Source organism: Nocardia sp. GP40 (assembly GCF_050434125.1).
Classification (GTDB): Bacteria; Actinomycetota; Actinomycetes; order Mycobacteriales; family Mycobacteriaceae; genus Nocardia; species Nocardia albiluteola.
Window position 1 is genome coordinate 358,152 of the sequence record NZ_JBNPVW010000006.1, and the last position, 21,641, is coordinate 379,792.

Annotated in this window: 15 protein-coding genes and 1 pseudogene; 12 read left to right on the plus strand and 4 right to left on the minus strand. The window is 66.0% G+C overall.

Annotation, left to right across the window (positions count from 1 at the left end; translation table 11 throughout):
• The first annotated feature begins 13 nt into the window (after positions 1-13).
• From ABH933_RS20660 to ABH933_RS20685, 6 genes are all read left to right on the plus strand, one after another.
• The gene (locus ABH933_RS20660; RefSeq protein WP_429425943.1) at positions 14-1,399 is read left to right on the plus strand and encodes an L-serine ammonia-lyase; all 1,386 of its coding nucleotides are present in this window, start codon (positions 14-16) and stop codon (positions 1,397-1,399) included.
• A gap of 58 nt (positions 1,400-1,457) precedes the next feature.
• Positions 1,458-2,321 (plus strand): bifunctional methylenetetrahydrofolate dehydrogenase/methenyltetrahydrofolate cyclohydrolase, encoded by an 864-nt coding sequence (locus ABH933_RS20665; protein WP_429425941.1) that lies wholly within the window; start codon positions 1,458-1,460, stop codon positions 2,319-2,321.
• A 16-nt stretch (positions 2,322-2,337) separates the two neighbouring features.
• Positions 2,338-3,423 carry an S-(hydroxymethyl)mycothiol dehydrogenase gene (locus tag ABH933_RS20670; RefSeq protein WP_429425939.1) on the plus strand — a complete coding sequence of 362 codons (1,086 nt, stop codon included), beginning with the start codon at positions 2,338-2,340 and terminating at the stop codon, positions 3,421-3,423.
• Positions 3,420-4,052: an MBL fold metallo-hydrolase gene (locus ABH933_RS20675; protein WP_215923366.1), complete on the plus strand. Its 633-nt coding sequence runs from the start codon at positions 3,420-3,422 to the stop codon at positions 4,050-4,052. The genes ABH933_RS20670 and ABH933_RS20675 overlap by 4 nt, the downstream gene beginning before the upstream one ends.
• Before the next feature lie 20 nt (positions 4,053-4,072).
• Complete coding sequence (locus ABH933_RS20680) at positions 4,073-6,370, plus strand: FdhF/YdeP family oxidoreductase (RefSeq protein ID WP_429425936.1); 2,298 nt, start codon at positions 4,073-4,075, stop codon at positions 6,368-6,370.
• Positions 6,371-6,502: 132 nt separating this feature from the next.
• On the plus strand, positions 6,503-7,306 hold the full coding sequence (locus tag ABH933_RS20685) for an IclR family transcriptional regulator (protein WP_429425934.1): 804 nt from the start codon (positions 6,503-6,505) through the stop codon (positions 7,304-7,306).
• Between the two features lie 10 nt (positions 7,307-7,316).
• On the opposite strand, the gene ABH933_RS20690 is transcribed toward ABH933_RS20685, so the two are convergent.
• The 3 genes from ABH933_RS20690 to ABH933_RS20700 form a co-directional block, all read right to left on the minus strand.
• Positions 7,317-8,438: an aromatic ring-hydroxylating oxygenase subunit alpha gene (locus ABH933_RS20690; RefSeq protein WP_429425932.1), complete on the minus strand. Its 1,122-nt coding sequence runs from the start codon at positions 8,436-8,438 to the stop codon at positions 7,317-7,319.
• 61 nt (positions 8,439-8,499) lie between these two features.
• On the minus strand, positions 8,500-9,669 hold the full coding sequence (locus ABH933_RS20695) for an NAD(P)/FAD-dependent oxidoreductase (protein WP_429425930.1): 1,170 nt from the start codon (positions 9,667-9,669) through the stop codon (positions 8,500-8,502).
• A complete protein-coding gene (locus tag ABH933_RS20700; protein ID WP_429425928.1) occupies positions 9,666-10,028 on the minus strand; it encodes a bifunctional 3-phenylpropionate/cinnamic acid dioxygenase ferredoxin subunit in 363 nt (120 codons plus the stop codon). The genes ABH933_RS20695 and ABH933_RS20700 overlap by 4 nt, the downstream gene beginning before the upstream one ends.
• Positions 10,029-10,384: 356 nt before the next feature.
• On the opposite strand from ABH933_RS20700, the gene ABH933_RS20705 reads away from it, so the two are divergent.
• The 6 genes from ABH933_RS20705 (at position 10,385) to betA (ending at position 21,149) form a co-directional block, all read left to right on the plus strand.
• The gene (locus ABH933_RS20705) at positions 10,385-13,507 is read left to right on the plus strand and encodes a protein kinase domain-containing protein (protein WP_429425926.1); all 3,123 of its coding nucleotides are present in this window, start codon (positions 10,385-10,387) and stop codon (positions 13,505-13,507) included.
• A gap of 263 nt (positions 13,508-13,770) precedes the next feature.
• Positions 13,771-15,249 carry an aldehyde dehydrogenase family protein gene (locus ABH933_RS20710; protein WP_429425924.1) on the plus strand — a complete coding sequence of 493 codons (1,479 nt, stop codon included), beginning with the start codon at positions 13,771-13,773 and terminating at the stop codon, positions 15,247-15,249.
• A 52-nt stretch (positions 15,250-15,301) separates the two neighbouring features.
• Positions 15,302-16,393, plus strand: a complete 1,092-nt coding sequence (locus ABH933_RS20715; protein WP_429425922.1) for a quaternary amine ABC transporter ATP-binding protein — start codon at positions 15,302-15,304, stop codon at positions 16,391-16,393.
• Complete coding sequence (locus tag ABH933_RS20720) at positions 16,393-18,420, plus strand: ABC transporter permease subunit (protein WP_429425920.1); 2,028 nt, start codon at positions 16,393-16,395, stop codon at positions 18,418-18,420. Before ABH933_RS20715 ends, ABH933_RS20720 begins: the two co-directional genes overlap by 1 nt.
• Complete coding sequence (locus ABH933_RS20725; RefSeq protein ID WP_429425918.1) at positions 18,417-19,400, plus strand: ABC transporter substrate-binding protein; 984 nt, start codon at positions 18,417-18,419, stop codon at positions 19,398-19,400. The genes ABH933_RS20720 and ABH933_RS20725 overlap by 4 nt, the downstream gene beginning before the upstream one ends.
• Positions 19,401-19,481: 81 nt before the next feature.
• Positions 19,482-21,149, plus strand: coding sequence for a choline dehydrogenase (gene betA / locus ABH933_RS20730; protein ID WP_429425916.1), 1,668 nt, complete (start codon positions 19,482-19,484; stop codon positions 21,147-21,149).
• Between the two features lie 89 nt (positions 21,150-21,238).
• On the opposite strand, the pseudogene ABH933_RS20735 reads toward betA, so the two are convergent.
• A pseudogene (locus ABH933_RS20735) lies at positions 21,239-21,559 on the minus strand (response regulator transcription factor); the annotation flags it as partial.
• Positions 21,560-21,641 lie beyond the last annotated feature (82 nt).

Genomic DNA, 21,641 nt, shown 5'->3' on the forward strand with positions numbered 1-21,641 from the left:
GGATTGTGGCTTCATGACCGTCAGCATCTTCGACCTGTTCTCGGTAGGCATCGGCCCCTCCAGCTCGCACACGGTCGGGCCGATGCGGGCCGCGGCTCGCTTCGTGTCCGACCTGGCCGGCAGTGGCACACTCGCGCGTGTCAGCGCGGTGCGGGTCGAATTGTTCGGCTCACTAGCGGCGACCGGAGCCGGGCACGGAACCATGACCGCGATCCTGCTCGGCCTCGAGGGATACGCCCCCGAAACGATCGACAACGAGGAAATGGAAAGCCGCCTCGATGCGATGCGCCGCAGCGGGCGGATCGCTCTGGGCGGGATTCGCGACATCGCCCTGACCGAGGGCGACATGGTGTTGCGCCCGCTGACCGTGTTGCCGTTGCACCCCAACGCCATGACGATCACCGCGTATACCGACAAACAGATCGCCGTCCACATCGAGACCTACTACTCGATCGGCGGCGGATTCGTCATCACCGAATCCGAGACCGGGCGGCCCCCCGAACGCCCCTGCCACAGCGAGTGGTCGTTCTCCTCGGCGAAGGAGCTGCTGGAGCTCACCGACCGATCCGAATGCAGCATCGGTGAGATCATGCTGAACTTCGAACGCCAATTCCGGCCGGCCGCCGAGGTTTTCGATCGCCTCCTGCATATTCGCGACGTCATGGTCGACTGCGAGCGACGCGGAATCTCGCGCGAGGGCGACCTGCCCGGTGTGTTGCGGGTCCGTCGGCGAGCCCGGGAATGGTACCTGCGGCTGCACACCGAGGATCCGGATCGCGACCCCGCCTTCGCCGAGGACTGGGTGAATCTGGTCGCGCTGGCAGTGAACGAGGAGAACGCCGCGGGCGGCCGGATCGTCACTGCGCCGACCAACGGCGCCGCCGGCATCATCCCGGCCGTCCTGCACTACGCGGTGCACTACACACAGGCCGGGCGGACCGACCGCGACGATACCGCGATTCGTTTCCTGCTCACCGCGGGAGCGATCGGTTCGCTGTACAAGGAGCGAGCGTCGATCTCCGGCGCCGAGGTGGGATGCCAGGGCGAGGTGGGATCGGCCGCATCGATGGCGGCCGCGGGCCTGGCCGAAATCCTCGGCGGCACCCCGGCTCAGATCGAGAACGCCGCCGAGATCGCGATGGAACACAGCTTGGGGCTCACCTGCGATCCGGTCGAGGGGCTGGTACAGATCCCGTGTATCGAGCGCAATGCCATCTCGGCCGGAAAGGCGATCAATGCGGCACGAATGGCACTGCGCGGCAATGGAATTCATCGAGTCAGTCTTGACCAGGTGATCGACACCATGCGGGCGACCGGACAGGACATGAGCTCGAAATACAAGGAAACCTCGATGGGCGGACTCGCGGTGAGTGTCCCGGTCAATTTCGTCGAATGCTGATCACACCGCGCATCCCACTCCCCCGACCATCCGCGACCGCGATAGAGAGGCACACGTCGTGGCGACAGCGACATCGATCGACGGGAAGACGGTCAGCCGGCAGATCAAACGCCAACTGGCCGAACGGATCGCCCTGCTGCACGTGCAGGACATCCGGCCGGGCCTGGGCACCATTCTCGTGGGCGACGACCCGGGCAGCCACGCCTACGTCGCGGCCAAACACCGCGACTGCCGCGAGGTCGGCCTGCACTCCATCCAGCTGGCGCTGCCTGCCACCGCCGCTCAGGCCGAGATCGAGGCCGCAGTGCTACAACTCAACACCGACAACGCCTGCACAGGATTCATCGTCCAACTGCCGCTGCCGCCGCACATCGATACCCATCGCGTTCTGGCCCTGATCGATCCGAACAAGGATGCCGATGGCCTGCATCCGACGAACCTCGGCCGGCTGGTCCTCGGTATGCGCGGTCCCCTGCCCTGCACGCCACGCGGCATCCTGGAGTTGCTGCGCCATTACGACGTGCCGATCACCGGTGCCCGGTTCTGCGTGATCGGCTGTGGCGTAACGGTCGGCCGGCCCCTGGGCCTGATGCTCACCCGCCGCAGCGAGCACGCCACGGTGACGCTGTGCCACGAGGCTACCGTCGACACCGCCGCCCATACGCGCGCCGCCGACGTCGTCATCGCCGCGGCCGGTGTGGCCCATCTGGTGCAACCCGACTGGATCAGCCCCGGCGCGACGGTCTTGTCGGTGGGCATCACCCGTACGGTCGAGGGCATCCTCGGCGATGTCCATCCCCACGTGGACCGCGTCGCCGGAAAGCTCAGCGGCGCCACCGGTGGTGTAGGCCCCATGACGCGGGCCATGCTGCTCGCGAACGTCGTCGAGATCGCCGAGGGAATCTCGGAATCCACTCTCTAGGAAAAGGAGAACAGTCATGCCTCAGCAAGTACGAGGTGTCATCGCCCGTGCCAAGGGCGCTCCCGCCGAACTCACCATGATCACGATCCCTGATCCGGGTCCCGGCGAAGTCGTCGTCGCGGTATCGGCGTGCGGGATCTGTCACACCGACCTGACCTATCGAGAAGGCGGAATCACCGACGAGTTTCCGTTCCTGCTGGGTCACGAGGCCGCCGGTGTGGTCGAGTCCGTCGGAGAGAACGTGGACTCGGTCGCGGTCGGCGATTTCGTCGTCCTGAACTGGCGTGCCGTCTGCGGACAGTGCCGCGCCTGCAAACGCGGACGCCCGCAGTATTGCTTCGACACTCACAACGCCCGGCAGAAGATGACCCTCGCCGACGGCACCGAACTCACCCCCGCGCTGGGGATCGGCGCGCTGGCCGACAAGACGCTCGTGCACGCAGGGCAGTGCACCAAGGTGGACCCGTCGGCGGATCCAGCAGTGGTCGGACTGCTCGGGTGCGGAGTCATGGCCGGTCTCGGCGCCGCAGTGAACACCGGCAATGTCGGCCGCGGAGATTCGGTCGCCGTGATCGGCTGCGGCGGCGTCGGTGACGCCGCGATCATGGGTGCTCGACTTGCCGGCGCGGGCACGATCATCGCGATCGACCGTGACGACACCAAACTGCAGTGGGCCCGCGAGCTCGGCGCCACACACACCGTCAACGGTTCGAATGTGGATGCGGTCGAGGCTGTGCGGGAATTGACCGGCGGCTTCGGCGCCGATGTCGTGATCGACGCGGTCGGGCGCCCGGAGACCTGGAAACAGGCCTTCTACGCCCGGGACCTGGCCGGCACCGTGGTGCTCGTGGGCGTGCCGACACCGGATATGACGCTCGAGATGCCGCTCATCGATTTCTTCTCCCGGGGCGGAGGCCTGAAGTCCTCGTGGTACGGGGACTGCCTGCCCGAACGGGATTTCCCCATGCTCGTGGACCTCTATCAGCAGGGACGTCTGCCCCTGGACAGGTTCGTCACCGAGCGGATAAAGCTCGACGAGGTGGAGCACGCCTTCCACACCATGCATGCCGGTGAGGTCCTGCGCTCGGTGGTGGTGCTATGAGCGGGGGGCTGCGCATCGAACGAGTCGTCACCACGGGCACTTTCACCCTCGACGGCGGATCCTGGGATGTCGACAACAACATCTGGCTGATCGGCGACGACACCGACCTGGTGATCGTCGACGCGGCTCACCAGGTCGAGCCGATCATCGACGCCGTCGACGGACGCAACGTGACGGCCATCGTCTGCACGCACGGACACAACGATCACATCACCGTGGCCCCCGAGCTGGCCGGCCTGCTGGATGCTCCAGTGCTGCTGCACCCCGGCGACGACGTGCTGTGGAAGATGACCCATCCGGGCGAACGGTACCGGCGGCTGGACGACGGCCAGCGAATCACCGTCGCCGGCACCGAGATTCAGGTGATCCACACGCCGGGGCATTCGCCCGGGTCGTCGTGCCTGTATATGCCCGAGGCCGGAGCCCTGTTCTCCGGCGACACGCTCTTCTCCGGCGGTCCGGGGGCGACCGGGCGCTCGTACTCCAGCTTCCCGACGATCATCGGCTCCATCCGGGACCGGCTGTTCGCCCTGCCCGAGGACACCCGGGTACATACCGGACACGGTGATGCCACCACGATCGGCGACGAGGCGCCGCACCTGGCCGAATGGATCGCGCGCGGGCATTGACATCGAAGGACACCCATGCCATGACCGACAGGTACATCTTCGACGAGGACGATGTCGTCGTCACGCACGAGAAGTCATATGCGGCGGGCTTGCCCGCGGTGCTGGTGTCGCTGCGCCGAGGATGGGAGCAGATGGGACCGGTGCGTACCGCCCGGGCACTGTTGAAGCTCAACCAGCGCAACGGTTTCGACTGCCCCGGCTGTGCCTGGCCGGAAACACCCGGACACCGGAAACACGCCGAGTTCTGCGAGAACGGCGCCAAAGCCGTAGCCGAGGAGGCCACTGCGCGCCGCGTGGGGCCGGAATTCTTTGCCGCGCACTCGGTTTCGGAGCTTCTCGAGAAAACCGACTACTGGCTGGGCCAACAGGGCCGGCTCACGCACCCTTTGGTGCTGCGGCCTGGCCAGACCCACTACGCACCGCTGTCGTGGGACGAGGCGTTCGCGCTCATTGCCACCGAACTCCGTGGCCTGGATTCGCCGGACGAGGCGGTGTTCTACACATCGGGCCGCACCTCGAACGAGGCAGCGTTCCTGTACCAGTTGATGATCCGCAGCTTCGGCACCAACAACATGCCGGACTGCTCGAACATGTGCCACGAATCCTCTGGTACCGCACTGACCGAGACGATCGGCATCGGCAAAGGCTCGGTCTCGGTGCCGGACCTGGAATGCGCCGACCTGATCCTGATCGCCGGCCAGAACCCCGGCACCAACCACCCGCGCATGCTGTCCGTACTGGAGAAGGCAAAGGCCAACGGCGCCCGGATCATCGCGATCAATCCGCTGCCCGAGGCCGGGCTGCTGAGGTTCAAGGATCCGCAGAAGGTGCACGGGGTCCTCGGGTCGGGCGTCGCCATCGCGGACGATTTCCTGCAAATCCGCATCGGCGGCGATCAGGCGCTGTTCCAGGGACTCGCACGACTCGTGCTCGAAGCCGAGGACCGCGCCCCGGGCAGCGTTCTCGACCGTGATTTCATCGACAGCGCGTGCGCGGGATTCGACGAGTACGCCACACACATCCGGCAGGTAGACCTCGACACGGTCGTCGCGGCGACCGGGCTCACACTCGACCGAATCCACCGCACGGCAGAGGCGCTGATCGCCTCGCAGCGCACCATAATCTGCTGGGCCATGGGCCTGACCCAGCAGACCCACGGCGTCGCGACCATCCAGGACGCGGTGAATCTGCTGCTGATGCGCGGCATGATCGGCAAGCCCGGCGCCGGGGTCTGCCCGGTGCGCGGGCACTCCAATGTCCAGGGCGACCGCACCATGGGCATCTGGGAGAAGATGCCCGAATCCTTCCTCGCCGCGCTCGACACCGAGTTCGGCATCACGAGCCCCCGCGAACACGGCTGGGACGCCGTCGATTCCATCCGCGCGATGCGCGACGGCCGAGCCCATGTATTCATGGCAATGGGCGGCAACTTCGTGGCCGCCACCCCGGACACCGAAACGACCGAAGCGGCACTGCGGAACTGCTCTCTGACCGTCCAAGTGTCCACCAAACTGAACCGCAGCCACCTGGTACACGGGAGAACCGCCCTGATCCTGCCGTCCCTCGGGCGCACCGACAAAGACCTCCGAGGCGGGAAGAAACAGCAGGTCACCGTCGAGGATTCGATGTCGATGGTGCATCTGTCCCGTGGCGGCCTCACGCCTGCGAGCGAGCATCTGCGCAGTGAGGTCGCCATCGTCTGTGGGTTGGCCCAGGCGTTGTTCGGACCGGATCATTCGGTGTCGTGGACGCGATTCGCCGACGACTACGACCTGATCCGGGACAGCATCGCGCGTGTGATCCCGGGCTTCAAGGATTTCAACGCCCGGGTCCGGCAACCTGACGGCTTCGAGTTGCCGCACCCGCCACGCGACGAGCGGCGGTTCGAAACAGTCACCGGCCGAGCGAATTTCACCGTCAATGCGGTGACGTGGCTGCCGGTCCCCGAGGGCCGGCTGATCCTGCAGACGATGCGCAGCCACGATCAGTACAACACCACCGTGTACGGCCTGGACGATCGCTACCGAGGTGTGAAGGGCGGTCGGCGGGTGCTGTTCATCAACCCCACGGACCTCGTCGGCCTCGGCTACGACGCGGGCGACCGCGTCGACCTGGTGTCCGAGTGGTGCGCGCCGGACGGCAGCGTCGAAGAGCGGCGGGCGAAGGACTTCCGGCTCGTGCCGTACCCGACCCCGGTCGGCAACGTGGCCGCGTACTACCCCGAAACCAACCTGTTGGTCCCGCTCGATCATGTGGCGCGGGGGTCGAATACACCGGTGTCCAAGGCGATCACGATTCGATTGGAACGGCAATCCTGATGGGGCGAGTCACCACACGGGCACAAGTCACACGGATCGACCCGGCCCGAGCGCGTGGTGCGGCCCGGTTCGCCCTAGCGGGACGACTCGTGCTCGGGTAGGCACCGCCGCCCGCTTTCGTATAGTGATTTCATGGCCAGCGGCAACGGGGAGAGATCCTCCGACAATGGTGTGCAGTCCGTCGATCGCGCGTTGACTGTGCTGGAGATCCTTGCGCGCAAGGGGGAGGCCGGTGTCAGTGAGATCGCGGCCGAGATCGGCGTGCACAAGTCGACCGTGTCCCGCCTACTCGGATCGCTGGAGGACCACCAGATGGTGGCGCAAACCTACGAGCGCGGGAAATACCGGCTGAGCCTGGGAATCCTGCGCTTGGCCGCGGCCGTCCCGGAGCGGCTCGAGGTCACCGAACAGGGGCACCTGGTCTGTGAACGGCTCGCCCAGAAGCTCGGCGAGACCGTCAACGTCGCGGTACTGCGGTCCCATTTCGCGGTGAATCTGGACCAGGCACGCGGCCCCGCGGCGATCGGCACGCACAACTGGATCGGCGAACCGACACCGATGCACGCCACATCCAGCGGCAAGATCCTACTGGCCCACCTCGAGCCTGAGCTACGCGCCGAGCTCCTGCGCCAGGCCGGGCTGCCCCGATTCACCGACCACACCATCACCTCGCGCGAACGCCTGGAAAAGCAGCTGGAGGACGCCCGTCGGGACGGGTTCGCGATGACCGTGGAGGAATACGAGATCGGCCTGAACGCCATCGCCGCACCGATCCGCAACTACGCCGGACACACCACCGCAGCATTGAGCGTATCCGGACCGATGTACCGATTCAGTGCGGACAAGATGCTGGCCGCGGTGCACGATGTGGTCACCGCGGCCGCTGAGATCAGCGCACGGATGGGATTCCGGGAAAGCTACCCGGCGAATCGCTGAGCCGATCGGATCAGCGGGAGATCTCCGCGCGCAGCCAATCGTGGAACGCGCCGATGTGATGCTCACTCGGCACCAGCACACCGCCGTCACGGTACCGGCGTGAGCTCATGGCGGGCTGGCAGCGTTCGCAGGCATCGAAGTCCTGCTGGTTCACCCGATGGAACAGTTCCACGGAACGATCGAGGTCCGTGCCCCGGTCCACCACCTGCGGCAGGTAGAGCCAATCGCATTCGACGATGGTGTGATCGGCGGCCAGCGGGAACATCCGGTGGATGATCACATGGTCGGGCACCAGGTTGACAAACACCTGCGGGCGCACGGTGATCGCGTAGTATCGCCGGTCCTGCTCCGCGGCGATACTCGGGATCACGTCGTGTCCTGCTGTTCCATCGACTGTGAAACCCTCGATGTTCTCGCCGAATTCGGCGCCGTGCCCAACGTAGTACTGTGCGGCGTAGCCGTCGGCGAATTCGGGCAGCACCTCGGTGAGCTCGGGATGGATTGTCGCGCAGTGGTAGCACTCCATGAAGTTCTCGATGATGAGCTTCCAATTGGCCCGCACGTCGTAGGTGATCCGGCGGCCGAGGCTCAGATCTGCGATGCCGTAGCGCTCGAGCGATTCGATGTCACCGAGGCGGTCCCGCACGTCCTGGACCACCGTGGCGTCGAACGAGGGCGGTTCCTCGGCCAGGCTCAGCCAGACATAACCCAGCCACTCCCGCACCGCGACGCCCTGCAATCCGTAGCGAACCCGGTCGATGTCGGGCATCTTGGTCAAATTCGGTGCGGCGATGAGCTTTCCGTCCAGATCGTAGGTCCAGGCGTGGTACACGCACTGGAATGCGCGCTTGACCTCACCCGACTCCGCGGTGCACAACTGCGCACCCCGATGGGAGCAGACGTTCAGGAAGGCGCGAATCTCTCCCGAGCGCGATCGGCTCACGATGACGTTCTCCCGCCCGATCTGAACGGTCCGGAATGCACCGGGCTTGTCCAGGTCTGCGGCACGCACCGCGCAGAACCACATCTGCTCGAAGATCTTCTGCTGCTCGAGCGTGAAGATGTCGGCGTCGGTGTAGAAATGCCCGGGCAGCGTCGACCTCAGGCTCTCCGGCAGACTCGTGGTAGTCATCGCTGGTGGCTCCTCTTGTTGCTTTCGGGATCGGGTCTGAAGCGGTAGTTCGAAGGGATCATCAGGACGGCGCCGGCACCGCGGACAGTTGGCGTCGCCATCGGGTGAACAGCCGAACCTGATCGACACCGAGCACCGCGACCGGGTGTCCGGCGCGCCGGTAGACCGCCAGGAAGCTGCTCCGGCCGGGATCACCGGCCTCCACGGTGGGTTCGTCGCCGGACTGCGCGATGCCGGCGAATTGGATCCGCGAGCCGTACTGGTCGGACCAGAAGTAGGGCGGCTTGACCGGCGTGCCCTGGTAGTGCCCGCCCGCGAGCAGTGTCGACACCGCGATCGCCGGCCGTTCCGAGGCCCCGGTCCAGTGCTCGACCCGGTGATGGGTGCCGGTCACCGGGTCGAGCCAGGCCGCGCAGTCGCCGACGGCGACCACGTGCGGGATACCGGTGGCGCCGCCCAGGCCGCACAGCACACCGTTGCCCAGTTCGAGTCCGCTGCCCCGCAGCCATTCGATGTTCGGGACACCGCCGATGCCGACCACCACAACATCGGCGGGCAGATACCGCCCATCGGCCAGCTCGACTCCGGTCACCCGGTCGCCGCCGGTCACCCCGGCGACACCGACACCACAGTGCAACACAGTTCCATTGTCGGCATGCAGATTCGCCACCACAGCCCCCAGTTCCGGACCGAGCGGCCCGGCCAGCGGTGTCGGCGCGGCCTCGACGATGCTGACCTCGAGGCCGAGCCTGCGCGCGGTGGAGGCCACCTCACCGCCGATGAATCCAGCACCGATCACCACCAGTCGCGCCCCTGGCCGCAGGTCCCCGCGCAGCCGCACCGCGTCCTCGATTGTGCGCAGCACATGCACGCCGCTGAGGTTCTCGGTCCCTGGCCACCGCCGTGCCCGCGAGCCGGTCGCGAGGACGAAGCCCTCGGCGTAGACCCGGGACCCGTCGCTCAACCCGACACTGCGAGAGTCCGGATCCAGGTCTGTCGCCGCCACACCGAGCAGCCAGTCGGCCTGGAGGTCTTCGTCGTCGGCCTCGAGCGCCAGATCGTCCGCACCGATGCCGCCGGCCAGGAATTGCTTGGACAGCGGCGGCCGATCGTAGGGTCGGCGGTGCTCTGCGCCCACGATCGTGAGTTCACCGGTGAACCCTTGGGCGCGCAACGCACGCGCGGCGGACAGACCGGCCAGCGACGCTCCGATGACAGCGACGCTTCTCACGAGGCGTCCTCCGCGGCCAGGCGACCGCGAATATCCGGGGGCAGGTTCGGGACCTCGGTGCTGAGGTCGACATGGATCGTCCCGTTCCGGATCTCGACGCGGTGGGTGCGCACGGGAAGCTTGGCCGGCGGTGCGTCCACCGCGCCGGTCCGCAGGTCGAATTTCGATGCGTGCAGCGGACATTCGACCTCACATCCCTCGACCCAGCCGTCCGCCAGCGACGCATCCTGATGAGTGCAGGTGTCGTCGACGGCGAAGACCTCACCGTCTTCGGTGTGGAACACGGCAATCGGAGGGCTGGTGTCGACGCGACGCGCCTCGCCGCGGGGTAACGAGGCCAGAGGACAAATCGCCAGCATGTCGGACCCTAACTGTAGCGCCATACGAAACACGACTTGATTTACGCAACAGTGTGAGGGCGGCCACACAAACCTGTCAAGAGTGAACGAAGCCATGCGTAGCGGTGCAATCAACACGTAATCGGGTGCGGTCCGTGCTGAGCCGCCGATCCGAGGCCGGGCCCAGGCAGGCCCGCCGCACGGATTGCCAGGTGCTTGCGCCGTCGCTCCGGGTAGCCTGAACCCCGTAGTCCGAACTACACCGAAAGATTTGCGCTCGGAGCACCGATGTCGAGGATTTGGTCGAGCACATCGAGTTCGTGTCGGGTACACCGTGCGGCGTCGATGTCACCGGAATCGTTGGAGCGCGGGCCGTGGTGACGAGTTTCGACCCTTCCGCCACGCAGCCCGATCTCTACGCCGACTGCGCCACGGAACTGGCAGAAGCAGGTTTCGATTGCGTCCAGCAGATTGGCCACGGCGGTTTCGGCGTGGTCTATCGCTGCCGCGAGCCGGCGCTGGGGCGGACCATCGCGATCAAGGTCCTGTCCGCCGGACTCGACCGCGACAACCGCGAACGCTTCATGCGTGAGGAATACGTGATGGGCGTGCTGTCCGGGCACCCGAACATCATGACCGTCCTGCAGGTCGGCGTGACATCCCGCGGCCGGCCCTACATCGTGATGCCCTACTGCCCACTCGGTTCACTCGAGTCCCAGATTCGCCGGAACGGGCCCAGCGATTGGGCCTGGGCGCTGCGGGTAGGGGTAAAGCTTGCCGGCGCACTGGAGACCGCGCATCGATCCGGCATCGTGCACCGCGACGTCAAGCCGGCGAATGTCCTGCTGACCGACTATGGCGAGCCGCAGCTCACCGACTTCGGAATCGCCCGGATCACCGGCGGTTTCGAAACCACCGCGAACACGATCGCCGGATCGCTGGCGTTCACCGCACCGGAAGTCCTCGTCGGCGACTCGCCCACCGTCGCCTCGGACATCTACAGCCTCGGCGCCACGCTGTTCTGCCTGCTCAACGGCCATGCCGCATTCGAACGAAAACGCGGCGAGGAGGTGGTCGCCCAGTTCCTGCGGATCACCACCGAGAAACTGCCGGATCTGCGGCTCGCGGGGATACCGGAGGACGTGTGCGCCCTCGTCGAGCACGCGATGTCCCGTCGACCCCACGAACGCCCCGCCACCGCGGCCGAATTCGGCGAGCAGCTGCGCGAGACCGAACGCCGGCACGAAATGTCCGTCGACGACATGGCGTTGCTCGACCACGCCTCCGCCCGTGCGCCTGTTCCGACCGCCGACTTGCCGGACTTCCGCGACGTCGGGTCGGCCGCGGTCTCGAAACCGCCCTCCACCCGCCGCCGGCGACTGCCGATCCAAGTGACCAGCTTCATCGGTCGTGATCGCGACCTCGCCCGGGGCGAGACACTGCTCGACACCGCGCACCTGGTGACGCTGACCGGACCCGGCGGCGTCGGCAAGACCCGGATGGCCGTGGAACTGGCCGCCCGGTTCGAGCGCAGATGGAGCGGTCGGGTGTGGTTCGTCGAGCTCGGGTCGGTACCGGATCCGAAGCTGTTCCTGGACAAGGTGATCGGCGACCTGGGCATGGCCGACCAGGCCGTGTCGGCCGCGGATCCGGTTCATTCCCTCGTGATGCGCATCGCCGAAAAGCTGGGCGACCAGGCCGGGCTGATCCTCGTGGACAACTGCGAACACCTGATCGACGAGTGTGTGCCATTGTTCGAAGATCTGCTGCATACGGTCGCCGGACTCCGGCTGCTCGTGACGAGCAGGCAGGTGCTGGGAATCGTCGGCGAGCACATCTATTCGGTCCCGCCGCTGAGCCTGCCGAGTAGCGACCACCCAGGTGACAGCGATCCGGCGGACTACACCTCGTGGGATGCGCTGCACCTGTTCGTCGACCGCGCCCGTGCGGTGGTGCCGGGATTCACGGTCGCGCCTGATCAATGGCCCGACATCGCGCGGCTGTGTATCCAGCTCGATGGGATTCCACTGGCGATCGAGCTGGCCGCCGCCCGGTTGCGCGCGTTCGGCGTCTCCGAGATCCTGCAGTTCGTCAACGACCGGTTCCAGCTCCTCGCCGCCGGTAACCGCGGGGCGGATCCCCGCCATCACACCCTTCGGGCGCTGGTGGAATGGAGCTACCGGCTGCTCAGCCCCCTGGAACAGGACGTGTGGACCACCACCGCACTGTTCTCCGGCTCGTTCACCGCCGACGCGGCTACCGAGGTATGCAACCGGCCGGCCACGGAGACCCTGCTCTGTCTTGCATCCCTCGTGGACAAGTCCATGCTGGTCAGTACATCCGAGCAGGGCGCACGTCGTTATCGCATGCTGATCACCCTGCGGGATTACGGACGACAGCGCCTGGCCGACGCGCCCGATCGGAACGACCGCATCGACCGCTACATCCGCAGATACGAGCGGATGGCCGAGGAGTTCCGGGACAACTGGTTCGGACCCCGGCAGATTCCGGCATACCGCGCCGTGGCCCGCGAGCGGGAGAACATTCGCGCCGCGCTGAACTACACCCAGCGGGACGGTGAGATGTCCGCGGCCGGCGCTCGGATCGCAACATCGCTGTTCTTCTTCTGGTTCGCCGACTGCGGCCTCTCGGAGGCACGCCGTTGGCTTACCTCGGCAATGCAGAGCACACACATCGACGATGGCGTCCGCACTCGGGCGCTGTGGGGTTCCGCGATTCTGGCGATGCTCCAGAACGACCCGGACACAGCCGCCGACCATGCCCGGCGCGCACGGGATCTGGCCGCGCAACGCGACGATCCGGTCGATCGGGGGTATGCCGCATACGCGCTCGGTTTCATCGCGATCTGCGCCGGTGACACCGTCGCCGCCGCTACCGAGTATCAGCGGGCGTTACGATATCAGCGCTCGGCCGAGAACGCTCGGGGCATTGCCGTCACCGTCGCCGGGTTGCTGTCGAGCCTGCCGTCACCGGACGACGCGGCGCAAGACCGACTGTGGCGGGAGGCCGTCGCGATCTGTACCGATGCCGGCGAGAAGTGGACCCTGGCGTATCTGACCTACGCACGGGGGCACATCGCCTATCTCGCGGGCGACCTCGATCTGGCACTGCGCTGCGAGGGCGATTGCCTCCACCTCACCATGGCCTTCTCCGATCGCATCCTGGTGGCGTGGGCACTGGAACTGACGTCCTGGATCGTCGCGCACCATGACGACTTCGCACTGGCCGCCCAGCTGATGGGGGCCGCCCGCGCCAGCTGGGCGTCCGGTGAGGCGACGATGCTCGGATACGCGAACTTCGCCAACGAGCATGCCGAGATGGACCGCTGCATACGTATCGCCCTCGGTGACCGGCGCACCAACGAGCTCGGGACAACCGGTGGACGAAGACCACTGGCGGACATCGTAGCCGAGGTCTTCGACATCCCGACAGAACACGGACAGCCGGTAGGACCGTTTCCGCCAGACAACCGTTCATGATTGGGATACTAGACAATGGGAAGTTGATATATTAGCCGTCCGAGAGACGCTTGACAAGCGTATTTATCGAGGTCAGGACGCACATCCAGGACGCGAAACGGGGGCGACGAACCGCTCGCGCGACCCCTACGGGCACTTGACACGATGGCGAACACCCTCCATTCTGTTGCCTGTCAAGCTTCTAAGTGCGTGATGCGCAACACTTCAGAGTGTTGGTGTGACGCACATCGCTCAGCCCGGTGATCGGGCGGAAGGCTGCGCCGATGCCAGAGCACTCGAACCTCCTCATCGCCGGCGTATGGCGCCCGGCAAGCGACGGCGCACGGCGCGAGATACGCTGCCCTGCCGACGGGCGATTCGTTACGGCGGCGGCCGAGGCAACGACCGAGGACACATTTTCGGCGATCGCGGCCGCGCGCGCGGCCTTCGATCACGGCCCATGGCCGCACATTTCGGAACGCGAACGCGCGGATGTGTTGCGGCGCACCGCAGATCTGGTCGAACGCGACCGCGATCGGTTCGCCCGGGCCGAGGCACTCGACACCGGAAAGCGGTTGGTCGAGGCCGAATACGACATGGACGACGTGGTCGCCTGCCTGCGCTATTTCGCCGGCATCGGTGGCACCGACGGTGGGCGTGTGGTCGATACGGGACGACCGGATGCGATCGGTCGCCTCGTGTACGAGCCGATCGGAGTATGCGGGCTGATCACCCCCTGGAACTACCCTTTGCTGCAGGCGATATGGAAGATCGCACCGGCACTGCTCGCTGGGAACACCGTCATCCTCAAACCGAGCGAGCTCACACCTTCCACCGCAGTGCTGCTCATGCGCGTGCTCGGCGAGGCCGGACTGCCGGTCGGCGTTGCCAACCTTGTGCTGGGGGCGGGCCCCGTCGTCGGTGCTCCCCTGGCGGCGCATCCCGATGTGGACATGGTGTCGTTCACCGGCGGGCTCGCCTCGGGTACCCGGGTGATGGCGGCGGCGGCGGCGACGGTCAAGCGGGTGGCACTCGAACTCGGTGGGAAGAATCCCAATGTCGTCTTCGCCGACGCGGACTTCGAGACCGCGGTCGACCATGCGCTCACCGCGGTCTTTCTGCATTCGGGCCAGGTCTGCTCGGCAGGGGCGCGGTTGATCGTCGAAGAGTCCCTACACGATCGGTTCGTCGACGAGATCGTGCGGCGTGCCGAGCGAATCGCCCTGGGCGGACCGTTCGATCCCGATGCCGGGACCGGACCGCTGATCTCGGCCGCACATCGGGACAGGGTCGAGGCCTATGTCGCGGCAGGACTGGCCGAGGGAGCGGTGTTGCGCTGCGGTGGCCGGCGCCCCGAGCAACCCCACCTGCAGGACGGCTACTTCTACCTCCCGACCGTCCTGGACCGCTGCCTGCCGAAAATGTCGGTGACACAGCAGGAATCGTTCGGTCCGGTGCTCACCGTGGAGACCTTCACCGACGAGGACGACGCCGTGACCATCGCGAACGACACGGTGTACGGACTGGCCGGTGCGGTCTGGACGCAGGACGCGGGTAAAGCGCAGCGGGTAGCACGACGGCTGCGCCACGGAACCATATGGATCAACGACTACCACCCCTATGTACCGCAAGCCGAGTGGGGCGGCATGAAGCGTTCCGGCAACGGCCGCGAACTCGGCCGAGCCGGTCTCGACGAATACCGCGAGATCAAACACATCTGGCAGAACATCGACCCCCGGCCGCAGCGCTGGTTCCGGCAATGACGCGCAGCAGATCGTTCACATGGCCATTGCCACATTATGTAAGGAGTTCCCGGTGACCACACGGATACAGACGGCCCGCAGTGAGGTGGTCGCAGACGACGACCCGGGTCGCGGGGACGCGGAGCTGAGCGTCAGCGGATTGTGGAAGGTGTTCGGCGCCAAGGCATCCGACATCCCCGCCGACCCCGCCCTCGCGGGTCTCAGCGTCGCTGATGTGAAACAGCGGACCGGCTGCGCGGTGGCCGTACGCGACGTCGGTTTCACCGTCGCGCGCGGCGAGGTGTTCGTGGTCATGGGCCTGTCCGGCTCGGGCAAGTCCACGCTGGTGCGCTGTCTGAGCCGACTGATCGAGCCGACCGCCGGCACAGTCCGCTTCCAGGGCACCGAGGTCACAGCAGCTGGCGAGAAGGAACTCCGTGACCTGCGCCGCCGCAAAATCTCGATGGTTTTTCAGCACTTCGGTCTGCTCCCCCATCGCCGCGTGCTGGACAACGTCGCCTACGGGCTCGAGGTACGCGGTACCGCGAAGAAGGCCCGCATGCAACGCGCCGCCGAGGTCACCGAGCTCGTCGGCCTGGCAGGCTATGAGAACTCCTACCCGGATCAGCTCTCCGGCGGCATGCAGCAGCGCGTCGGGCTGGCACGTGCGCTGGCGAACGACCCGGAGATGCTGCTGTTCGACGAGCCGTTCTCGGCGCTGGATCCGTTGATCCGTCGCGATATGCAGAACGAGGTGATCCGGCTGCACGAGGAAATGGGCAAGACCATGGTCTTCATCACCCATGACCTGTCCGAGGCACTGAAGCTGGGCGACCGGATCCTGATCATGCGTAACGGCGAGGTCGTCCAGATCGGCACGGGCGATCAACTGGTCGGCGCCCCCGCGGACGACTACGTGCGCGACTTCGTCCGCGACATACCGCGCTCACACGTGCTGACGCTGAAGTGGATCATGCGGGACCGCACACCGGACGATCCGCTCGACGGCCCCGAGCTCGGCCCCGATGTGGTGATCCGCCACGCCATCGACGCGGTCCTCAGCGCCGACCGGCCGGTCAAGGTCGTCTCCGACGGCGCCCTGCTCGGCATGGTCGGTCCCAGCGAGATCCTTTCGGTGGTCGCCGGTGGACAGGGCGGCCTCTGATGGCCACCATCGCCGTTGCCGCACCCATGCCACGTAGCCTGCGCCGGCTCGCCGACCGCGTTCCCGTTCGACTCGGAGTATCGCTGGCAGCGATACTGATCGTCTGGATCGCGCTGTTCACCCAGCTGCGCGGCCACGCCACCCTGGCTCTCGCCCCGGCGAAGACCACTGCCCTGCACCGCTGGCTCAGCGACCTGCAGACCACCGTCGCCGAGCATCGAGACAGCAGTCCGCTGTTCACCTACCTTTTCGATCCCATCCGTTCGGTGATCGACACATTCACCACGGCAATCGAGAAACTGATCGCCATGCCGGTCGACGGGCGACCGGTCCCGTTCATCGGCTGGCTCGGTGTCGTGGTGCTTCTCGCCTTCGTCGCGTGGGTGCTCGGCAACTGGAGGGTCGGCTTGCTCGCCCTGTGCGGCTTCCTTTTCATGGGCGTGCAGGGCCTGTGGCAGGAGAGCATGGCGACTCTCGCGCTGACCATTGCGGCGGTCGCGGTCTCGCTGCTCATCGGAATCCCGCTCGGTGTGTGGGCCGGAGTGTCGCAGTGGTTCCATCGCGCGATCACCCCCGCACTCGACTTCATGCAGATCATGCCGACATTCGTCTACCTTGCACCGCTGACGCTGGTTTTCCTCATCGGCCCGGCAGCCGCTGTGATCGCCACCGTGATCTATGCGGCGCCGCCGGTCATCCGGCTCACCGCACATGGGATCCGGGCGGTGCCCGAGAACACCCGTGAGGCGGTGGAGTCGATGGGCGCCACCCGTTTTCAGGTCCTGCGCGGGGCACTGCTCCCGATGGCCAAGCGCACCATCGTGCTGGGCATCAACCAGACCATCATGTGCGCACTGGCGATGGTGACCATCGCGGCACTGATCGCGGCACCCGGCCTGGGCCAGGTCGTGATCCAGGCACTGTCCACCCAGGATGTCGGGACCGCATTCAACGCCGGCTTGGCGATCGTCATCATGGCGATCGTCCTGGACCGCACCACGACCGCGGCCAGCGTCAGGGTGGAGACCCAACGGCGAAAGTCCGCTCGAGCCCACCGGTTTCGCCGACCGGCGATCATCGCCGGTGGCATCGCCACCGCGTTCGCGATCTGGCTCTCCTACACCTACCAGCTGGTCGCGATCTTCCCCTCGTCACTGACCATCGGATCCGGGCGCATCGGACTCGACGCCGGCGCCCACATCCAGCACGTAGCGAACTCGGTGACCAAATGGGTCCAGTCGAACCTGGCGACGGCCACCACCGACATCAAGGACGTCGTCACCACGTACGCACTCAACCCGTTGCAGACACTGCTGGACAGCTCACCGTGGTGGCTGACCGCCATCGCCATCGTGCTGATCGCCGCCATCGTCGGCGGCCGGATCTCGGCCCTCATCACCGCGGTATGCCTGGGCCTGATCATCGCCACCGGACTGTGGCAGGACAGTATGGACACGCTGGCCGCGGTGCTGGTCGCGACCGTCGTGGTCGTGGCGCTGGGGGTGGTGTTCGGCGTCTGGATGGGCCGCAACGCCGCTGTGGACCGGATAGTCCGTCCGTTCCTCGATGCCGCGCAGACGATGCCATCGTTCGTCTGGCTGGTGCCCTTCCTGGCACTGTTCGCCGCGTCCCGGTTCACCGGCATCCTGGCTGCGATCCTGTATGCCGCGCCGGTGGCGATCAAGATCATGGCCGATGGCATCCGGGCCGTCTCACCGGAAACCGTCGAGGCCGCCCGATCGGCCGGGTCCGATACATGGCAGATCATCAGCAAGGTCCAGTTGCCGATGACCACGCGCACCTTGGCGTTGGCGACCAATCAGGGCCTGATCTATGTGCTGTCGATGGTCGTGGTCGCCGGACTGGTCGGTGGCGGGGCCCTCGGCTACGACGTCGTGGCCGGCTTCTCGCAGACGAGCCTGTTCGGCAAGGGCCTGGCGGCCGGGTTGGCCATCGTGCTGCTCGGGACACTGCTCGATCGAACGACCGCAGCAGCTGCTGCGCGGATAGGAGGGGTGAAGGCATGAGGAAAACGATCGTCGCGGCGGTTGCCGCGCTGGCAATGCTGCTGTCCGGCTGTGGTGCGACAACCGTGTCGGAGGTGGAACACCGCGGTCAGCCCAGCGGCGCCGCCCACCCGTGCGGCACCCTCAATCTGGCGGTCAACGCCTGGGTGGGCTACGAGGCGGACGCGGCCGTGGTCTCGTATCTGGCACGCAACAAGCTCGGCTGCACGGTCGCCGAGAAGCAGATCGACGAGCAGGTCTCCTGGCAGGGCCTGCCGACGGGGCAGGTCGACGCCATCCTGGAGAACTGGGGGCACGACGACCTGAAGAAACAGTACATCCAGCTCATGCACGTCGCCCAGAGCGCCGGCTCCACCGGAAACATCGGGCAGATCGGCTGGTACGTGCCACCATGGATGGCCCAGCAGTACCCCGACATCACCGACTGGCACAACCTGAACAAGTACGCCGACCTGTTCCGCACCACCGAGTCCGACGGCAAGGGGCAGCTGCTGGACGGCGATCCGTCCTACGTGACCAACGACGCGGCACTGGTACAGAATCTGCAGCTGAAGTACAAGGTCGTCCAGGGCGGCAGTGAAACCGCGTTGATCGCCAGCCTGCGTCAGGCACAGCAGCAGCGCACTCCCATGCTTGCGTACTTCTACTCGCCGCAGTGGTTCCTCAGCGAGGTGCCGCTGGTGAAGGTGAACCTGCCGCAGTACACGCCCGGCTGCGATGCCGATGCGGACAAGATCGCCTGTGATTACCCGGGCTACGACCTGGACAAGATCGTCTCCACCTCGTTCGCGCGATCCGGTAGTCCCGCTTACGCATTGGTCAAGAACTTCCACTGGACCAACGCGGACCAGAACGAGGTCGCCAAGTCGATCGCGGTCGACCGGATGAGCGACGACGATGCCGCGAAGAAGTTCATCGACACACATCCGGACCTCGTTGCCCAGTGGCTGACCGGCACAGGTGCCGGCACTGCACCCTAGCCCGGCCGGTCCGGGGGATCTCACGGATCACCCTGTCCCGCAATATCTTTCACTACATAGCGTCCGATCCAGGAGGGAAACATGGCTTCGAGCCACTACGACTTCATCATTGTGGGAGGTGGATCCGCCGGTTGCGCGCTGGCTAACCGGCTCTCGGCAGATCAGGGCAATCGCGTGCTGGTCCTGGAAGCAGGACGCACCGATTCGCTGTGGGATGTCTTCGTGCACATGCCTGCAGCGCTGCCGTTCCCGATCGGAAGCCGGTTCTACGACTGGAAATACGAGTCCGAGCCCGAACCCCATATGAACAGCCGGCGCATCTACCATGCACGCGGCAAGCTACTCGGCGGGTCCAGCAGCATCAACGGAATGATCTTCCAGCGCGGAAATCCCCTGGACTACGAGCGATGGGGCGCCGACCCGGGTATGGGCTCCTGGGATTTCGCACACTGCCTGCCCTACTTCAACCGGATGGAGAACTGCCTGGCGGCTACGCCGGACGATCCGTACCGTGGTCACAGTGGCCCCCTCGAGCTCGAGCGCGGCCCTGCGGCGAACCCGTTGTTCGGAGCCTTCTTCGCCGCCGCCGAGCAGGCGGGATATCCACGCACCGACGACGTGAACGGCTATCGCCAGGAAGGCTTCGCGAAGTTCGATCGCAACATCCGTAACGGCCGACGGCTCTCGGCAGCCCGCGCCTACCTGCATCCGGTGTTGCATCGGCCGAATCTCGACGTGCTCACCCGCGCATTCGTCGAGCGAGTAATCTTCGACGGCAAGCGGGCGGTTGGTGTCGAATACCGGCACCGGGGCCATCGGACCAAGCGGATCTACGCCGAGCAGATCATCCTGTGTGGCGGTGCAATCAATACCCCACAGTTGCTACAACTTTCGGGCGTCGGAAATGCCACCGAGCTCGAGGCCCTGGGCATCCATGCCGTACACGACCTGCCCGGTGTGGGTGAGAACCTGCAGGACCACCTCGAGGTCTATATCCAGTACGCCTGCAGGCAGCCGGTTTCCATGCAGAAATACCTGAAGTGGCGCTACCGGCCGTGGATCGGCGCACAGTGGCTGTTCCTGCGCCGCGGCCCGGGTGCGACCAACCACTTCGAAGGCGGCGGGTTCGTGCGCAGCAACGACGACGTCGCCTACCCGAACCTGATGTTCCACTTCCTGCCGATCGCCGTCCGCTACGACGGCTCGTCCCCGGAAGGCGGCGACGGATACCAGGTGCACGTCGGGCCGATGTACTCCGACGCCCGCGGGAGCGTGAAGATCACCAGCCGCGATCCCCGGGCGCATCCGGCCCTGCGGTTCAACTACCTGTCCACCGATCAGGATCGGCGTGAATGGGTCGAATCGATACGGGTGGCGCGAAAAATCCTGAATCAGCCCGCACTCGCACCGTTCAACGGTGGAGAGGTCTCGCCCGGACCCGGTGTCGAGACCGATCAGGAGATCCTGGACTGGGTAGCGCGTGATGCCGAGACCGCGCTGCATCCGTCCTGCACCGCGAAGATGGGTACCGACGCGCTCTCGGTCACCGACCCGCAGACCATGGGCGTACACGGCCTCGAGGGACTGAAGGTCGTCGACGCCTCGGTGATGCCCTACGTGACCAACGGGAACATCTACGCGCCGGTGATGATGGTCGCGGAGAAGGCCGCCGACCTCATTCTCGGCAACGAACCACTCGCCCCCGCGACCGTGCAGTTCTACCGGCACCTGCCCGCGAAAATGAAGTGAGCCATTCCATGGTGGGCGGAACGCGATGAGGGGTTCCGTCCACTACGGACCGGGGTCTGATACGGCGAGACACACTGCGCGGCGCCGGCTCATTCGAGTGTGTTGTGCGCCTGGGCTACTGCCCATGCCGCGATCTGGGCGCGCGATGTGAACCCCAACTTTGTGAGGATATGTTCGACATGTCCCTGCGCGGTACGCGGCGAAACTGTCAGGCGGTCAGCGATCGCCCTGTTGGTCAGACCTTCGGCGACCAGGTTCGCGACCTGACGTTCGCGCGCGGTGAGGCTCTCGAGCGAATGTGGAAGCGGCGAGGCAGGTTCGACTCGCTCGCCCAGTGCGAAGCCGACTGCGGCATCGAGACTCATCGACGCACCTTCCTGGCGCGCTACGTCGAACGCACGTGCACCGAGTAACTGATCTAGCGAGTCAAACTTCCTGGCAGGGTTGCCCGGTTTACGCTCCGGGCACATCGAACCAGGAAGGAGCCGGTCT

Excerpts from the sequence above, each read along its gene's own strand:
- ABH933_RS20690 (WP_429425932.1), bottom strand. The coding sequence starts at position 8,438 with ATGACTACCACGAGTCTGCCGGAGAGCCTGAGGTCGACGCTGCCCGGG.
- ABH933_RS20725 (WP_429425918.1), top strand. The coding sequence starts at position 18,417 with ATGAGGAAAACGATCGTCGCGGCGGTTGCCGCGCTGGCAATGCTGCTG.
- ABH933_RS20720 (WP_429425920.1), top strand. The coding sequence starts at position 16,393 with ATGGCCACCATCGCCGTTGCCGCACCCATGCCACGTAGCCTGCGCCGG.
- ABH933_RS20680 (WP_429425936.1), top strand. The coding sequence starts at position 4,073 with ATGACCGACAGGTACATCTTCGACGAGGACGATGTCGTCGTCACGCAC.
- ABH933_RS20710 (WP_429425924.1), top strand. The coding sequence starts at position 13,771 with ATGCCAGAGCACTCGAACCTCCTCATCGCCGGCGTATGGCGCCCGGCA.
- ABH933_RS20685 (WP_429425934.1), top strand. The coding sequence starts at position 6,503 with ATGGCCAGCGGCAACGGGGAGAGATCCTCCGACAATGGTGTGCAGTCC.
- ABH933_RS20660 (WP_429425943.1), top strand. The coding sequence starts at position 14 with ATGACCGTCAGCATCTTCGACCTGTTCTCGGTAGGCATCGGCCCCTCC.
- ABH933_RS20670 (WP_429425939.1), top strand. The coding sequence starts at position 2,338 with ATGCCTCAGCAAGTACGAGGTGTCATCGCCCGTGCCAAGGGCGCTCCC.
- betA (WP_429425916.1), top strand. The coding sequence starts at position 19,482 with ATGGCTTCGAGCCACTACGACTTCATCATTGTGGGAGGTGGATCCGCC.
- ABH933_RS20700 (WP_429425928.1), bottom strand. The coding sequence starts at position 10,028 with ATGCTGGCGATTTGTCCTCTGGCCTCGTTACCCCGCGGCGAGGCGCGT.
- ABH933_RS20675 (WP_215923366.1), top strand. The coding sequence starts at position 3,420 with ATGAGCGGGGGGCTGCGCATCGAACGAGTCGTCACCACGGGCACTTTC.